This window comes from Niastella vici (assembly GCF_002077945.1).
Taxonomy (GTDB): Bacteria; Bacteroidota; Bacteroidia; order Chitinophagales; family Chitinophagaceae; genus Niastella; species Niastella vici.
Window position 1 is genome coordinate 48,255 of sequence record NZ_LVYD01000124.1, and the last position, 15,818, is coordinate 64,072.

Annotated in this window: 16 protein-coding genes and 1 pseudogene; 10 read left to right on the top strand and 7 right to left on the bottom strand. The window is 41.2% G+C overall.

From position 1 onward, the window contains the following. Positions 1 to 19: 19 nt before the first annotated feature. Positions 20 to 2,404 (bottom strand): outer membrane beta-barrel protein, encoded by a 2,385-nt coding sequence (locus A3860_RS37790; protein WP_081155788.1) that lies wholly within the window; start codon positions 2,402 to 2,404, stop codon positions 20 to 22. A gap of 230 nt (positions 2,405 to 2,634) precedes the next feature. Here A3860_RS37790 and A3860_RS37795 point away from each other — a divergent pair, with 230 nt between their 5' ends. The 3 genes from A3860_RS37795 to A3860_RS37805 all read left to right on the top strand — a co-directional run bounded on the left by A3860_RS37795 (position 2,635) and on the right by A3860_RS37805 (position 4,751). Further along, entirely contained in the window at positions 2,635 to 3,720 is a 1,086-nt protein-coding gene (locus A3860_RS37795; RefSeq protein ID WP_143774467.1) for a sensor histidine kinase, read from the top strand. Beyond that, positions 3,717 to 4,421 carry a LytR/AlgR family response regulator transcription factor gene (locus A3860_RS37800; protein ID WP_081155790.1) on the top strand — a complete coding sequence of 235 codons (705 nt, stop codon included), beginning with the start codon at positions 3,717 to 3,719 and terminating at the stop codon, positions 4,419 to 4,421. The genes A3860_RS37795 and A3860_RS37800 overlap by 4 nt, the downstream gene beginning before the upstream one ends. Positions 4,422 to 4,562: 141 nt before the next feature. Next, complete coding sequence (locus tag A3860_RS37805) at positions 4,563 to 4,751, top strand: CsbD family protein (protein ID WP_081155791.1); 189 nt, start codon at positions 4,563 to 4,565, stop codon at positions 4,749 to 4,751. 115 nt (positions 4,752 to 4,866) lie between these two features. Here A3860_RS37805 and A3860_RS37810 read toward each other — a convergent pair whose 3' ends face one another. Next, on the bottom strand, positions 4,867 to 5,199 hold the full coding sequence (locus A3860_RS37810) for a hypothetical protein (protein ID WP_081155792.1): 333 nt from the start codon (positions 5,197 to 5,199) through the stop codon (positions 4,867 to 4,869). Between the two features lie 45 nt (positions 5,200 to 5,244). Continuing rightward, positions 5,245 to 5,493 (bottom strand): RNA recognition motif domain-containing protein, encoded by a 249-nt coding sequence (locus A3860_RS37815; protein ID WP_081155793.1) that lies wholly within the window; start codon positions 5,491 to 5,493, stop codon positions 5,245 to 5,247. Positions 5,494 to 5,858: 365 nt separating this feature from the next. Between A3860_RS37815 and A3860_RS37820 the strand changes: the two genes are divergently transcribed. Both A3860_RS37820 and A3860_RS37825 read left to right on the top strand, forming a co-directional pair. Beyond that, complete coding sequence (locus A3860_RS37820) at positions 5,859 to 7,064, top strand: glycosyltransferase (RefSeq protein WP_081155794.1); 1,206 nt, start codon at positions 5,859 to 5,861, stop codon at positions 7,062 to 7,064. Between the two features lie 17 nt (positions 7,065 to 7,081). Then, entirely contained in the window at positions 7,082 to 8,170 is a 1,089-nt protein-coding gene (locus A3860_RS37825; protein ID WP_081155795.1) for a glycosyltransferase, read from the top strand. On the opposite strand, the gene A3860_RS37830 is transcribed toward A3860_RS37825, so the two are convergent. Then, a complete protein-coding gene (locus A3860_RS37830) occupies positions 8,153 to 9,631 on the bottom strand; it encodes a glycoside hydrolase family 130 protein (RefSeq protein ID WP_081155796.1) in 1,479 nt (492 codons plus the stop codon). The genes A3860_RS37825 and A3860_RS37830 overlap by 18 nt on opposite strands. A gap of 131 nt (positions 9,632 to 9,762) precedes the next feature. On the opposite strand from A3860_RS37830, the gene A3860_RS37835 reads away from it, so the two are divergent. Then, entirely contained in the window at positions 9,763 to 10,356 is a 594-nt protein-coding gene (locus A3860_RS37835; protein WP_216823606.1) for a YdeI/OmpD-associated family protein, read from the top strand. Between the two features lie 91 nt (positions 10,357 to 10,447). Here the strand turns inward: A3860_RS37835 and A3860_RS37840 are convergent, their stop codons facing one another. The 3 genes from A3860_RS37840 to A3860_RS37850 form a co-directional block, all read right to left on the bottom strand. Beyond that, positions 10,448 to 10,699, bottom strand: coding sequence for an RNA recognition motif domain-containing protein (locus A3860_RS37840; RefSeq protein WP_081155797.1), 252 nt, complete (start codon positions 10,697 to 10,699; stop codon positions 10,448 to 10,450). A gap of 50 nt (positions 10,700 to 10,749) precedes the next feature. Next, positions 10,750 to 11,034, bottom strand: coding sequence for a hypothetical protein (locus tag A3860_RS37845; protein WP_081155798.1), 285 nt, complete (start codon positions 11,032 to 11,034; stop codon positions 10,750 to 10,752). A 61-nt stretch (positions 11,035 to 11,095) separates the two neighbouring features. Next, complete coding sequence (locus A3860_RS37850; protein WP_081155799.1) at positions 11,096 to 11,341, bottom strand: RNA recognition motif domain-containing protein; 246 nt, start codon at positions 11,339 to 11,341, stop codon at positions 11,096 to 11,098. A 351-nt stretch (positions 11,342 to 11,692) separates the two neighbouring features. Between A3860_RS37850 and A3860_RS37855 the strand changes: the two genes are divergently transcribed. The 4 genes and pseudogenes from A3860_RS37855 to A3860_RS37870 all read left to right on the top strand — a co-directional run bounded on the left by A3860_RS37855 (position 11,693) and on the right by A3860_RS37870 (position 15,797). Beyond that, positions 11,693 to 11,995, top strand: coding sequence for an RNA recognition motif domain-containing protein (locus tag A3860_RS37855; RefSeq protein ID WP_081155800.1), 303 nt, complete (start codon positions 11,693 to 11,695; stop codon positions 11,993 to 11,995). Positions 11,996 to 12,312: 317 nt separating this feature from the next. Beyond that, entirely contained in the window at positions 12,313 to 14,316 is a 2,004-nt protein-coding gene (locus A3860_RS37860) for an adenylate/guanylate cyclase domain-containing protein (protein WP_081155801.1), read from the top strand. A 175-nt stretch (positions 14,317 to 14,491) separates the two neighbouring features. Then, positions 14,492 to 14,605, top strand: a pseudogene (locus A3860_RS37865) (helix-turn-helix domain-containing protein); the annotation flags it as partial. Positions 14,606 to 14,846: 241 nt separating this feature from the next. Then, entirely contained in the window at positions 14,847 to 15,797 is a 951-nt protein-coding gene (locus A3860_RS37870) for a hypothetical protein (protein ID WP_081155802.1), read from the top strand. Positions 15,798 to 15,818: the final 21 nt, after the last annotated feature.

A 15,818-nucleotide genomic window follows, 5' to 3' on the forward strand; every position in this document is an offset into this window, starting at 1 on the left:
CAGGTAGTAAGCTGGATTATCACAGATTCAACCGCCCCTTCGCATCCTCATTACCGCCCCGGCTATTTGGTGAGGCCGTTTTTCCAAACTTATACGATACGGCCAGTACAAACTGCCGGCTATCGGTGTATTGATGACCGGTTAAATGAATGCTGCCCGTACCTGAACTAAGGTGGTAACCGCCATTATGAAAGATATCGTTCACCGCAAGCTTCGCATTTAGTTTCCTTTCAAAAAATGCTCGCGACAACCCAACATTGATCATCGAGCTGCCCGAAATTTGATACAATCCATCGATATAAGCAGAATTATAAATCGCCGTGAGGTCGGCCTTTAAATTCAGAGGCAGGGAGAACGTATTGATGGAATTGATGGTACAGCTGAATTTCCCCTGGTCGTAATCCGCCCCTCCTACCTTACCCGATTTGTCGGCAAAAGAACTGTAAAAACCCTGCAGCGTATTGTCGGTAGTGAACCAGCGGGCGATGGTCACAGGTAACACCAGGGTGCCATCAACATTTTCCCTGCGCGAAAAATTGCCCTTGGTAAAGGTCCAAATCCGGGTTTGCGGGTCCTGTTCAATAAAATCGGCAATGGCATCACGGGTATGCGTATAAGCAAGCGTAAAGATCATTTTACCGATCGAATTTACCAGCTCAAAACTATTCGTATACTCGGGTTTTAGTCCGGGGTTGCCTTTTTCCTGCGAATACCGGTCAATCGGTATAACAAATGGGATCAATGCTTTGTAGGCGGGCCGGTTAATACGGCAGGTATAACTCAATGTGACCTGGTATTTATCTGTAATTTTTTTACTCACCAGCGCACTGGGAAACCAGTCGAGATAACTGCTATGCAAACCCGTACTGCTCAGCCAGGCATTGGTATGTTCAGCCCTTAGCCCCGCCTGCACGCGTACCGTTTTCAATTGCCGGGTCAGTACCAGGTAGCCCGCAAAAATGTTCTCTTTATACGAGGTTTCGTTTTGCGCCGGTTCGGGGTTCAACCCATTTTCCTGCTCATTGGCTGACCGGTTGGCCGAACGCGTGAATACATCTTTACAACCGGTTCCCAATGAAAAACCTGGCTTTATGGTGAGCGAATAATCGGCCTGAGCATTCGTAATATCAATAATGGCCCTGGTGCTGTTAAATGACGAAGCATATCTGTCGGGCGTACCGCCTTTCACATCAACGATCGTGGTATTCACGATTTGCCGGGTATCGCTGTTGAAATGCGTTTGATTAAGGTCCAGCGCTAGCTGGTCGCCCCTGGCATTCAATTTACTTTTAAAATACAGATCGTAATTAGTGTAATTGGTATTGTTAGCCGGCCGGCTTTTTGATGTAAGGATGGAATCAGCGTCGTTGGTATCGTTTTTAAAGGAAGATACCGCAATGGCGTTATTGTTTGACCGGGAAAAAATACCATCCACACTTAAGCCAATGGTGTTGGAAGGATTCAGGGTATAGTCGACCCCCAGTTTGCCCGTTGTAGCCCTGGCATTTCTAAAAAGTTCGGTTGGCATTTCCAGTGTCTGCAGCAGGCCATTGCCTGCATTGAGCGCACGGGTGATCTCTTCGTTCTTATAAGCTTTGCCATCGCGCCCGTTAACAGTGCTGTAGACATTTATCTTTTCTCTACGGTAATTGAGCGAAATACCGCCATTGTATTTGCCATAGCGGCTTTCCACAGCCGATGCATTGACTAGCCCATTGAGGCCGCGGCCCGTGCCTTTCTTCGTAATGATGTTTATGATACCACCGGTGGCCGAGGCATCGCTGCTGGCAGAAGGCGTTGTGACCAACTCTATCTTCGAGATCTGCTCCGGTGACATACTTTGCAAAACATCGGCCAGGGTTTCGCCCGGAACAATTTTTCCGTCGAGCATCACCAACACATTATCTTTTCCTTTCAGGCGAATGCTGTTGTTGGCACTCACCATCACCATTGGGGTCATTTTCAACAGCTCCAGGGCATCGTTACCGGCGGCTACAATACTGTTCTCAATATTAAAAACAAGTTTGTCGGGCCGGTGCTCCACCAAAGGTTTGGAAGCCCTGACCGTGACGACGACCAATTGTTTGGTTTCGGCTGTGAGGCGTATATTGATGGTAGTGTCGGTTGTGGCGAGTTCAACAGGTATCAACTGCCGGGCATAGCCCATCATTTGGGCAGCAAGCAGGTAATTCCCCGGTTTCAGGTGATCCAACAAATAGCTGCCATTCTCAGCAGCCAGCGTGCCTTTGACGAGGCTGGTGGTATCAGTAGCCTTTAGCACACTAATGGTAACCCAGGCCAGCGGCTGACGGGTTGCGGCATCCGAAACAACGCCCCCGATGCGCTGGGCAAAAAGCGGGCAGCTAATGGTGATGAGCGCAAACAGGACAGGTAATTTTCTCATGTGATGGTTTGACTTGAATTTTCTAACCAAAACAACAGGCTACCTTCCTGTTTGCAGAAAAGATTTGACCAACTGACCCTAACGAATGTTAAAGTAATTATAGCACCTGACAACAGGCATGCGCGTTAGTGCCTGTACTGCTTGTCGGTATTGGCGCTTCATTGGTACTGGTAAATCCTTCGTTTGTCAGTAATTTTAGGTTATTTCGTCATTTCTTTTCATATTGGCTTATGGAACTGCTTACCAGGTGGAAACAATCAGGCAAATTCCCGGCTACGCGTATCTATTTGCATGCCCTGTTCATACTTCTCATTATGACCTTTGAGGCATTGTTCAAGAGTATATATGTTAAAAGCTATCAGTTCTCGTTTGCCTATGCATACAGTCCCATCGCGCTGGGCTTTTACCTCTTTTATTTAAGTTTTGTTTATGCCACCGCTTTTATTGTGTTGCCATTTGCGCAGCGATTACCCCGGTTTTTTCGCATTCCTTACCGCATTTTGTCGCTGGCGGGCATTTTCTTTTTATTTACGCCGCTGCGATACGGGGTAGAACAAATACTGGTGTACCGCTTACTGGGAGAATCAAACTATCCGCAGTCGACCACCTGGAAATATTACTTCCACGACAACCTGGGCATCTCTTTTTCGGTATTGCTGGCGGGCGCATTTGTAAAATTTATGGATGACTGGTTTGTCACCGACAGGCTAAAGTCGACGCTTGAGCGGCAGAATCTACGGCTGGAACTCGATTTTCTGAAATCACAATTAAACCCCCATTTTTTATTCAATACCCTGAACAATATACAGTCCTTTATAGTGCAGGATGAAAAGGCAAGATCGATAGAACTGATTGGCCGGCTGTCTGAATTCATGCGGTTTGCCTTATACGAATGTAATGAGGAATATATTGAACTGGATAAAGAGATCAGTATTTTGCAGGATTATGTAGAGCTGGAAAAAGTACGTTGCGACGACCGGGTACAAATTGATTTCACCACCGGGGGTAACTTTGCCGGCTACCGCATACCGCCCCTGTTGCTGATGCCCTTTGTAGAAAACGCTTTTAAACACGGCGCAGATGCTCAGCTGGGGCATTCATGGATCAGGGTATCAATCCGTCAGCAAAACGGACGTTTAGACCTGACCGTCGAAAATGATCTTACGTTGCCCGGGACAAGGGAAAATAAAAATGGCGGTATCGGGTTGCAGAACGTTCAACGAAGATTACAGTATTATTTTAACAACAGCCACCGGCTTGTCATGGATGCCGGGAACAGGGTTTACAAAGTAAATTTAACGTTGGAGCTGGAATGAAACCAATTACCTGCATCATTGTGGATGATGAACCACAGGCGCGCAAATTAATGGAAGCCTATGTGTCGCAGCTTCCGGGCTGGAAGATACAACAGCTTTGCAGCAACGCCATTGAGGCGTTTGAGGCGCTGCAAACCTATGCAGTCGATGTGTTGTTCCTCGATATCAGGATGCCCATTATTACCGGTATTGATTTTCTAAAGTCGTTAAAAACGCCACCGCTGGTGATCTTTACCACTGCGTATAACAAATATGCGATGGACGGGTATGAACTCAATGCCGTCGATTATTTGTTAAAACCCATTTCCCTGCAACGGCTAATGCTGGCGGCGCAAAAAGTTACGGAGAGATTGCAGGCCCGGTTAATCGGTTCCAACCAGGCGCCCCAACCGGTGGTCAATTATTTTTTCGTACGGCATGATAACAAACTGGTAAAGATCGATTTTGCCGACATTCTGTTTGTAGAAGGCATGCAGAATTTTGTGAAGATCCATACCACCGCAAAAACCTATGTAGTTACCTATACTATGAAGTCAATGTCAGCGCTGCTGCCATCAGCCGATTTTATACGGGTGCATAAATCTTATATCGTAGCGCTGGCGGCCATAAATACTGTATTTGGTAATACTATTGAGATCGGGCAAACACAAATACCTATTGGCACCAATTACCGGCTGGCTTTTATGGGTAGGATCTCGTGAAATGGATAATATCGTTTGCTTCATCATCACTATTTTAAAATATAGTGTGAATGATGTAACTTTTATATTTAATTATGTAACACTTATCACTAAAATAAGGGCCACCTTTACACAATAGTTTCATTAAAAAGCTATTTTAAAATGACTATAAAGACACCATCCAGTAAAAACTGGAATGAGCAGAAAGCAACCCTTAAAAAGAAATTTCCTGCACTTACAGATAATGATCTGGTTTACGAGTTTGGCAAGAAAAACGAGATGTTGGAAAAACTACAGGTCAAACTGGGGCAAAGTAAAGAAGAGTGGGAAAAGATCCTGGAAACGCTTTAACCTTTCAAACGCTTGATAGACCACCGCCTGTTTTCATTTACAGGCGGTGTTTTTTTATATTGCTTTTATTGCCATTTTACCAAGCCTGCCCGGGAAAAAAAGCGCTGTAGAGGAGCTACACATATTTTTCAGCCATTTTCCCTTTTATATAAGTTTCCAGTTGCTGTTTAAAAACAGGATTGTTATAGCAGCTCTCAAATAATAATTCAATATTGCCGGAAGACAGGGATTTTGATTTCACCAGTGCAACAAACTCCGGATTTGCTTTTTCCCAATCACCGGGAAGACAATGATCTTTCAGGAAATATACAATGAACTCAGCTTTATAGTCGCAGACAATATGCTGGATCTCTTCCTTTATCAAATCAACATCATTGCCTACAAATGAAAAAAATTCAGGATCAAACTGGTCTGTATTTTTAACCAGGTATTTTTTGTAATGGAGCATATAATTCGGTTTATGAACATCTATAAAGAGGTATACTGCTTTATTTTATTCATCTCTTCGCCTTGCTTCCTTGACCTTGATCGCCTGATTATCGATCGTAATGCCGTTTAATTCGCGGATAGCTTTCTCCGCTGCCCTTGTATCATTCATTTTAACAAAACCGAATCCACGGCTGCGGTTGGTAACTTTATCCATAATAATGTTAATGGAAGAAACCTCTCCGTATTGCGAAAAATGTTTTTTTAGATCTTCACCCTGTACATTGAAACTTAAATTAGAAACGTAAATGTCCATTTTATACAATTGAAAAATGAATAATGATCTGAGGAAAAAAGCAGGAGGTAATGAAAGGTAGAAGGATCATTCAATTACAAAGTGCTAATAAACTCAAACTGTTGTCTCTTAAAGATACAATCTTTTATTTGTGTTTATTATATTATCTTAAGATTACCACATGGAATAATATAATAGTTACTACCAAATAAATAGGTTACCTTCAATCGCTTTATTGAAGATAATCCCGCCAATCCTTCATTACGTTGCGTTCACTCCGGTTTGTAAGCCATAATTGATTTTCTGAAGTTCCTGGATTCAAGGTTATATCGTATTGCATTGACCGAACTATTACTGCACTTTTTAATTACTAAACAAACACCTGCATGACAACATCTGGTTCACCATCAAAAATTCTTTTTATTAGTACTTATCCGCCGGTAAAATGTGGAATAGCCAGTTTTACACAGGACCTTACTAAATCAATCGCTCCTGAGATAAATGGAAATTATTTAATCAATATTTGCGCCCTTGACAAAAAAGAAAATGCAGGGTTATATAATTTCATGGTGAGTATGACCATGGATGGCCATAACCTGGACTCCTGTATTGAAACAGCTAATACTATTAACCGCGACCGGAATATTGACCTCGTTTGTATTGAACATGAATTTGGCTTGTATGGTGGCGACATGGGTTCATTCTTACTGGGATTTCTGGCAATGCTTGAAAAACCTTTCATCATCCGGTTCCACACAGTACTACCATCGCCGGATCCACAAAGGCTTAAAATGGTTCAAACAATAGGATTACTGGCCGAAAAAGTAATTGTAATGACTTTGAACTCTGCCAGGTTATTGAAAGAGGATTATCAGTTGGATACCGAAAAACTTATCATTATCCCACATGGTACCCATGCAAACAGTAAAATAAGCCCTGATGATCTGAAATTAAGATACGACCTTAAAAATAACCTGGTGCTTACCACCTTCGGTTTATTAAGCCCTAACAAAGGGATAGAAAAGGGCATATTGGCCATGAAAGAAATAAGTATAGAATTTCCACATGCTATATACATAGTCCTGGGTCTTACGCATCCTAATCTCCTGCAGCAGGAAGGCGAAAAATACCGTAACTATCTTCAACAATTAATTGAGGAAAACAACCTGCAAAATAATGTACGGTTAGTGAATGAGTATGTTCCCACAAAAAAACTGATGGAATACCTGGCGTTAACAGACATTTACCTGTTTACATCCAAAGACCCCGATCAGGCTGTAAGCGGCACTTTCTTATATGCGATGAGTGCAGGTTGTGCTATTATCTCTAATTCGTTTGTTTTAGCAAAAGAGATGCTGGATGAAACTACCGGTATTATCATTGGACCCGGCCAGGAACATGAATTGGCAGAGAATGCGATCTACCTGTTACAAAACAAGCACGCAAGAAAACTGATGGGAAATGCTGCTTCTTTAAAAACAAGAGATACCCTCTGGAAAAAAGTCGCCGGAAAGCATCTGGAATTGTTTGATAAGATCCTGCAAAAACCAATGCGCAAAATTGAACTGCCTGATCAATTAATATCTAAATAATAAATACAGCATATTTTATGGAACTAGAAGATACTTTACTACTCACTAAACCAACTTTGTTTACAGTGGCGCAAATGCCGGATATAAACTTTAAGCATATTAGTGATTTAACTGATCTTACCGGCATTATTCAGCACGCCTTATTTGCCACTCCTAACAGAAAAGAAGGCTATTGTATCGATGATAATGCACGCGCGTTGTTATGGGCAGTATGGGCTTGTAAGCATATTAAAAAAGATCAGGTTGCCATATACCACCTTCCGGTTTACCTGAGTTTTATTCATTATATGCAAAGGGAAGATGGATATTTTCGAAATTTTTTGAGTTATACAAAGACAAGTACAGAAGACCGGGGTTCAGAAGATTCATTCGGAAGAACTATGATGGCATTGGGTTTTTTGATCAATGAAGGTCCCACTCATCTGTCGATCAGAACAGCGCAGGAAATTTTTTCAAAAGCATTCCCACATGTTAATAAACTTACCTCACTGCGAGGTATTGCCAATACAATTATTGGCATCTGCCAGTTTATTAAATATCATTACCCTGACGACAAAAAAAGAGACATGGTAATTAATCTATCCAATAAAATGGTTAGCATGTATAACGATAACAAAAGCACTAACTGGCTTTGGTTTGAGCCCGTTCTTACCTACGACAATGCCATGCTGCCATTGGCTTTATTGAATGCGTTTGAGATTACGCAAAATGAAGAATATCTGACAATCGCTTTTGAATCCATGCATTTCCTGGAATCAAAAGTGTTTGTTAATGATACGCTCAGGCCAATAGGCAATGATGGGTGGCATAAAAAAGGCGGGTCGGTAGCTCAATTTGATCAACAGGGCATTGATGTAATGGCAATGGTACTTTTTTATCAACAGGCTTTCAGGATCACCCGCGAACAAACATACCTGGCCCGCATGTATAAAAGCTACCAATGGTTCCTGGGTGATAATGATATGGGACTTTCGTTGTACGATTTTTCAACCGGGGGATGTGCAGATGGCATACATTCAGAAGGAATAAATCTGAACCAGGGCGCTGAAAGTACCCTGGCATACTGGATATCGCATCTGGTGGTAGTTTCAACTTTCCAGGAATGAAGAACCGGTATTACTAATTGCATCTAATAATGCGTTCAATGGCACGGCAGCAAACGATGTAGCATAATCAGAAACCGCATAGGGGATAAATAAATTTTCCTGATGAATGATGGTGCCGCAAGAATAAACTACATTAGGCACATAACCGTGCCATTCATCTTCATCAGGCATTAATAACGGTTCTTTTAACCGCCCCAGTTCTTTGGAGGGATCGTTGAGATCAAACAAACTTGCTCCCAGGCAATATTTACGCATAGGCCCTACTCCATGGGTGATCACCAGCCATCCCCTTTCCGTTTCTATGGGTGAACCGGCATTCCCGATCTGCACAAATTCCCATGGATACACTGGTTGCTGCAATAAAGTAGCAGTTTCCCACAGATACAGATCATCAGAGAACATGATGTAATTATTAACGCCATCGATACGGGATATCATGGCATATTGCCCATTGATCTTCCTGGGAAATAAAGCGAGGTTTTTGTTAATAGCCGCCTTTCCATGAAGCGGAGACATTTTAAAATGTAAAAAATCTTTTGTTTCAATTAAATGCGGTAAAATAAAAGAACCGTCGTAGGCGGTATAAGTAGCCATATATGTGCCGGAACCATCTTCAGCTGTAAATTTCATAAACCTGGCATCTTCAATTCCATTTTTTTCGGTAAAAGTTACGGGAAAAATAACCCGTTCCGACAACAAAGATTCCGGCAAAAAGTGCACTTCATAACCGGTATTTACCATGCTGAGGATCTCATATTTTATCTTGTTTTTGGCCATTCCGGTTTGCACTTGCTGCAAGGCAGTTTTTAAGATCGATTCAATTTCTTTATAAGAAAAGGTATCAGGTAACTGGCTTAATATGCCTGCACGAATTTCGGCTGGTAATATTGAATGAGAAAGCAATTCTTCAAAAGCCTTTTTGTTGTTCCGTTTCTGTTGAGTTATCCTTCCCTGGCTCATATATTTCCCGGAAGGCTCAAAATGAATATTGGAATTTTTGTCAAGCTTCGCCCGTTTAAATACCAGGGATGAGATATGACCTTCACCGGTAGCTCTGAAACTTACGATCACATTTTTTTCTCCGGCGGCCGTACCCGATTGATCCGGATCTTCCACTATAGAAGGATTGAACAGGGCTGCATGTTCCAGTGAATATTCCATTGTAAAATACGACCCTATCAGTAATTTTTTATCGTTAGGCAATGTAAGGCGTTCCTTATCCGGCAACAGGTGCTTTACCAGCTCGAAATGTTTTTCAAATACAACCCGGATATTATTATAACGTTTACGAAATTCGGTGAGAACCTGTAGTAATAATTCACTCACCTGTTTATCGGGCAATAACATTATCCTGTTGATCAGCGCCCGTGCACGTTCATCTCCGGTATTAAAAAATCTTGGAATTACTTTCCTGACATCAGGATTCAATCGCACACTGATCCTTTTAACGGGTGGTTTCATATATGAAATAAGTCAAATGATAATAATTATTGAAGTTAGTTCAATAAATCAATAATTGACCAGAAGAATATTCTGGAAATGTTCCCGATGTGATTGAGTTAAGTAAATTTGCCGGTTTAACGACTTTTTTTATGAAAGACAAGGAAATGACACCGATCTTTTTTGCCAAACAATCCGATTTCAGAAAGTGGTTACAGAAAAATCATAAAAAGGAAACTGAGTTACTGGTAGGCTTTTATAAAGTTGGCAGTGGAAAACCCAGCATGTCCTGGTCTCAATCAGTTGACGAAGCGCTATGTTTTGGATGGATTGACGGCGTTAGAAAATCTATAGACAAAGACAGTTATCAAATTCGCTTTACACAACGAAAATCAACGAGTATATGGAGTGCGGTTAATATCAAAAAAATTGAGAAATTAACAAAGGAAGGACTTATGCAACCAGCCGGAGTAGCGAGTTTTGAAAAAAGAATAGAAAGTAAGTCTAAGATATATTCCCACGAAAAAGACGAAGTGGAATTAACTCAGCCTTATAAAAAACTATTTAAAGCAAACAAAAAGGCCTGGGACTACTTTCAATTACTGGCACCATCATATAGAAAAGTATCAACACATTGGGTAATGAGTGCGAAGCAGGAAACGACTCGGATAAAAAGACTAAATCAACTTATTGCCGACAGTGCGGCAGGAACGAACCAGTGGAAAGACAACAAGTACAAGAAATGATAGGTACTAAACTACAGACAATGAGCCACCCTGATGATCGAAGCATATAATCCTAACATCATCAAAGCAAGGAACAGGCAACAAAGTATCATTACCATTTAGGTTTTGCATGAAGTGCGGTGACCGAGATCTTCTTGCCATCCAACATTGTTTGATGAAGCGATTCAATCGCCAGCAGGGCTTCTCTTTCAATAGGCATTTCAACCATTGCGTTGCATTTTGAGCGGCCATTCAATTTATCTCTAATGACTTCTGCTGATGCAACAATACCAAAAGCAGAAAATAATTTTCGCAAGTCGCGATCCGCGGTATTCAGACTAAGATTAAAAACCTGTATGTTCATACATTTTTTATTTGTTAAATTCTTTATACCCGTTTATGCTGTCATCCGGCTCAATTACTATAATACAAGTAAACCCCGCGCAACCAGTTAAAAACGGATAATTCACTTTTTACTTCCTTTGGCAATTGAGCAGAAATAAGCTCTTCCATTTTGAGTCCGTCGGTGACGGTCAGTTTGCCAAGTGATTTACCGAAATGATTAATAATGAATAGAACCTGAAAGCCGTTAAAGCGGTCAAAAACCCTTCGGTCGGGCTCATTGTTCCCTGAGGAATGATTCAGGCCAATTGCCCAATTATAATGGCTTTTGCGTAAATGTTCTTTTAAAAATATCATTGTCATCTTTTAGAGGATTGGCCTACATGTGCAATAGAGGAATAATTACTAAACCCCAGCCTTAATTAATAGTGGTAACCGTTTCTTCCACACTGATGTAGTAATTCATAAACCGGCTGTTATTGAGCTCACTGATCACCATTTGACCTGCTTTAAATTCCATTTCGACCACCGCTATACCTTCCGAATAGCCGCTTTTCACATTCATCATGATCACAGCTGACGATACCAGGCCAAAAGGACCCAGAAGAGCTACTACCTGTGAAGTGGTGGTAAACCTGTTTAAATTGCTGATCAATAATCGCATACTATTCAAATTTATTTAATTTGAGAATTGACCAGGTATAGTGTATAAGGAGACCAATATAGGAGGGAATTACACAATAGAAAGTCAGTTACTAAAATTAAGCTTATTATCGCCAATAATCTAATTTATTATTTATAGCAACTAATGCACTGGCCTGCCACGGTTTATAAGGCCGGCCGGGGCAGGCCGGTTAATATCATTTATTGAAATGTAAAAAATAAGTGGTACCTTCATTTTGTTAATTTGAGCCTCGCATTAGTATTCATTAATTACATTGCCTAGTTATCTGCATTATAGTTAGTCTCTTACTTCTTGCCTTCCTCGAAATTATTCATCAATTAATTTTTTCAAATGAACATTTATGTTTCAAATTTAAGCTTCGATGTGCACGATGAAGACTTAAAGAATTTTTTCGCTCCTTATGGAGAAGTTACTTCAGCTAAAGTCATTACAGACAGAGAAACCGGCAGATCAAGAGGTTTCGGATTTGTTGAAATGGCAGATGAAGCTGCATCAAAAAAAGCAATTGCTGAACTTGATGGATCTACTGTAGAAAACAGAACGATCAGCGTTTCTGTTGCAAAGCCGAAAGAAGACAGACCTTCCAGAGGTGGTTTCAATAGCTCGAATAGTTATAATAAAAATAGATACTAAAGTTATTTTGACTGCAGATAAAGCCCGAAAGGGCTTTTTTTTTGCCCTGGTCCGAGTATTACCTTGTCAGGGTTGTAATAATTGGCCATTATGGCCTGCCCCCTATTTCCCGGATAATTTCGGACTTTCACTTGCAGTGCAGCCTCACCCGTTGAATATCAACATCATACAGCACAAATTAAAACACGCCTGGTTGAACTAATGTATTTTATGCAGTAGTTGACTTTCTTTCACTTTACTGATGCCGATCACTATTGGGGATATAATTATACTGATGGATTGTCAGTAAATTTGGATGTATTTTTTCCCTAACTTTTATGCCCCAACACCGTCAGCTTGCAGCCATCCTGTTCACCGACATTGAAGGATACACTGCTATTATGCAGCAGAGTGAGCAAAAAGCATTGATCATAAAAGACCGGCACCGCGAAATCCTGCAATTAGAACACCAGCAATTTAATGGCCGCATAATTCAATATTATGGAGATGGCACGCTTAGTATTTTCCCAAGCGTTGTTGAAGCAGTGCAATGTGCGCTATCCATGCAACAGAAATTCCTTCAATTGCCACAGGTTCCTGTGCGAATGGGATTACACATCGGCGATATCATCTCTGACGAAGACTTTATATTTGGCGACGGAGTTAATCTCGCATCCCGCATTGAATCCCTGGGAGTAGCCGGCAGTGTATTGATCTCCGATACAGCAAATGACGAATTGCACAATCATCCTGAACTTAAAACAGTATCGGCCGGTGTGTATCAATTAAAAAATGTAAAGCGGCCGGTAGAAGTGTTTGCACTTGATCATGAATACCTGGTAAAACCGCCACGCAATTCACTAAAAGGAAAGACCGAAGAAGAAAAAGTTCCCGAATATGAAACACGCAAAAGATCAGATACTAAAAGTATTCCTTTAAAAAGTATTGCTGTATTACCATTCGTGAACATGAGCAATGACCCTGATCAGGAATATTTCAGTGATGGCATTGCTGAAGAGATCATTAACTCTTTAACCCATTTAAAAGATCTAAATGTAGCGGGGCGCACCTCCTCTTTTCAATTCAAGGGAAAAAATATCGACCTGCATGAATTGGGTGAAAAACTGAGTGTACATACCGTACTGGTAGGCAGTGTGCGTAAGCAGGGCAACCGGCTTCGCATAACAACCCAGTTGATCAATATAGAAAATGGGTATCAGCTGTGGTCTGAAAAATATGACCGGGAAATGGATGATGTGTTTGCGATCCAGGACGATATCGCTCTTTCCATTACCAAAAAACTAAAGCTGACATTACTGAAGAAAGATCGTGACCTGATGACTAAAAGCTATACACAAAATACCGAAGCCTATGAGCTCTATTTAAAAGGAAGGTTTTATTTAGCCAGGCGTGGCGCTTCGGTAATAACCAGTATACAATGTTTTCAAAAAGCAATTGCTATTGATCCCGGGTTTGCCCTGGCCCATGCAGGATATGCAGATGCCAATTTATTAATTGCCTCCTACGGATTATTGCCACCCAGGCAGGCAATGGCTCAGGCAAAGCTATCTGCAGAAAGAGCATTGGAATTGGATCCTTCTTTATGCGAACCCTATTGTTCACTTGGATATTATTATACCTGTTTTGAATGGAACTGGCCAGAGGCCAGGAAAAATTTCCTTAGGTCCATTGAAATTAATCCACGGTATGCAGAAGGTCATTACCGGTATGGCTGGAACTACCTTACCTGTGTGGAAGGAAAATTCGAGGAAGCTGAAAAGCATGGAAAAACAGGGATAACGCTGGAACCACTCAATTCAATTTGTTATGCCAGCTATGCCCTGATCCTTCATTGCGCCGGCAAGTTCAAAGAAGCACTGGCTGTTTGCAAAAAGGGAATTGAACTCGACGCCAATTCATTTTTATGCCATGTAACGGCAGGTAAAACACAAATAGCCCTGCAAAAATATGAGGAAGCAATTTCTTCCTTCGAGTCTGCCATGAAGCTTTCGAACAGGCATTCATTTACAGTTCATGGTTTTATCTGGACATATTGCATCACCGGGCGTACCGACAAGGCCCGTGTATTGATGAACGAATTAAAAGAAAGATCACAAAGTGAATATGTTGCCAACACGCTCACTGCAATATCGGCAGCCTACCTGAATGACCTGGATGAAGCTTTTGATTACCTTGAAAAAGCGTACGATGACCGCGACCCCATTTTAGTTATGCTCAAATATGAACAATGGGTTCCTGCCACACTCAGAGCTGATCCGCGTTTTCAACTTTTTTTAGATAGAATTGGTTTCACTAACAACGCTGATAACGAAATCTACTAATCCTTTAACAGCTATAACCACTGTTAGTAGCATACATTTTCTTCAATTATTATACTCTTCATCAGTAACAGGTTGCAGCCACACTGTTGGCCCGTTTTGCGTATTCGTTATGGCAATTTGAACCAATCCTTCATCCTTACCTGCACCATGCCAGTGTGAAACATTAGACCAGGGCAAATCGGTTAGCCAGTTAGCCTATAAATTAGGATTTAAGTATCCCCAGCATTTTGCCCGTTTGTTTAAACAACGGGTGGGATACTCACCAAATGAATACCGGTCGCTCAATTAAGTATATAGAATGCGCACACCATCCTGTTTCATAAGGGAATTATAAAACGACCGCTGGTGATACAGCCTTTTTTTATTTTCTTCGTAAAATAACAGACCCGCTCATCGTATTTACCCTATACGTTAGTGTTTAGCCACCCAATTTTCTTTATTAAATATTTTAATTCATCAGGATGTTTATTAAATTTGCGCCCGCCAGAAAAGAAAGGGAATAGGGAATCGGACGTAATTAAAAATATTTTATGAAAAGATCATTGATTCCCATTCTGTCCTTGTTATTTATTATTTCGCTTGATTCGTGTAAAAAGGATTCTGACAATCAACCTGAAGAACAACAGTTAGGAGACACTACGCGGGTGGTAAAAACCAACTATAACCACAGCACCAGCTCAACAACCGAAACTACTTTTTTTGAGTATGATAAGTCGGGAAGGATCATTTCGCTTAAGGATTCTGCCGATCCTACCTATTACATTACTATCAGTTATGTTGGCGATGAAGCTATCTTCCAGGAAGCACCGGCCGATCCGGGAAATTTTAATTATTCGGCACGCTATAAACTGAACAGCAATCGCCTGCCCATTCAGCGTATTACTGCCGAGAACATGGATGGTATGTCTACAGCTAATCCCCGTTTTCAAATACACGCCGATACGTGCAAATTTGAATATGATGCTGCCGGTTTATTGGTTAAAGCCACTGGTACCGGCTACGACACCAGCTGGTCAAAATATAGCCAAGCGGTTTATTATAGTTCTAACAGAAAGGCATATACCATAAACTATACCAACCAGGACGGAAAGTTAATGGCTGTTAAGATCACCGGAGTAGAAGAGTCGAGCAATACGCAGGTAGGAGCTAACACCTATAAAAGTACTTCGAACACCGAGGAAAACTACTCGTTTGAATACACTAAAAACTACGGCAATAAAGCTGATAGCATAAATGCATGGGTGTTTGCCGAATTGGGAACGTTGTACGGTGACAAATTCCCGGCGATTAAATATGCCAATTTGCCTGATAAAATGAACCACTCTACAAAACGCACAGATGTGGCAACCGGTGTTGTGAACACTTACACAGATGACCCACAAACGAGGGAGTTGGAATATTTACCATCAGGTTATATTTCTTCTATTACTTTTAGTGATGGTAAGTACTGGGATAAGACCAGGTTTACTTACAATAAATAATAAAAGTTAATAATAATGAAG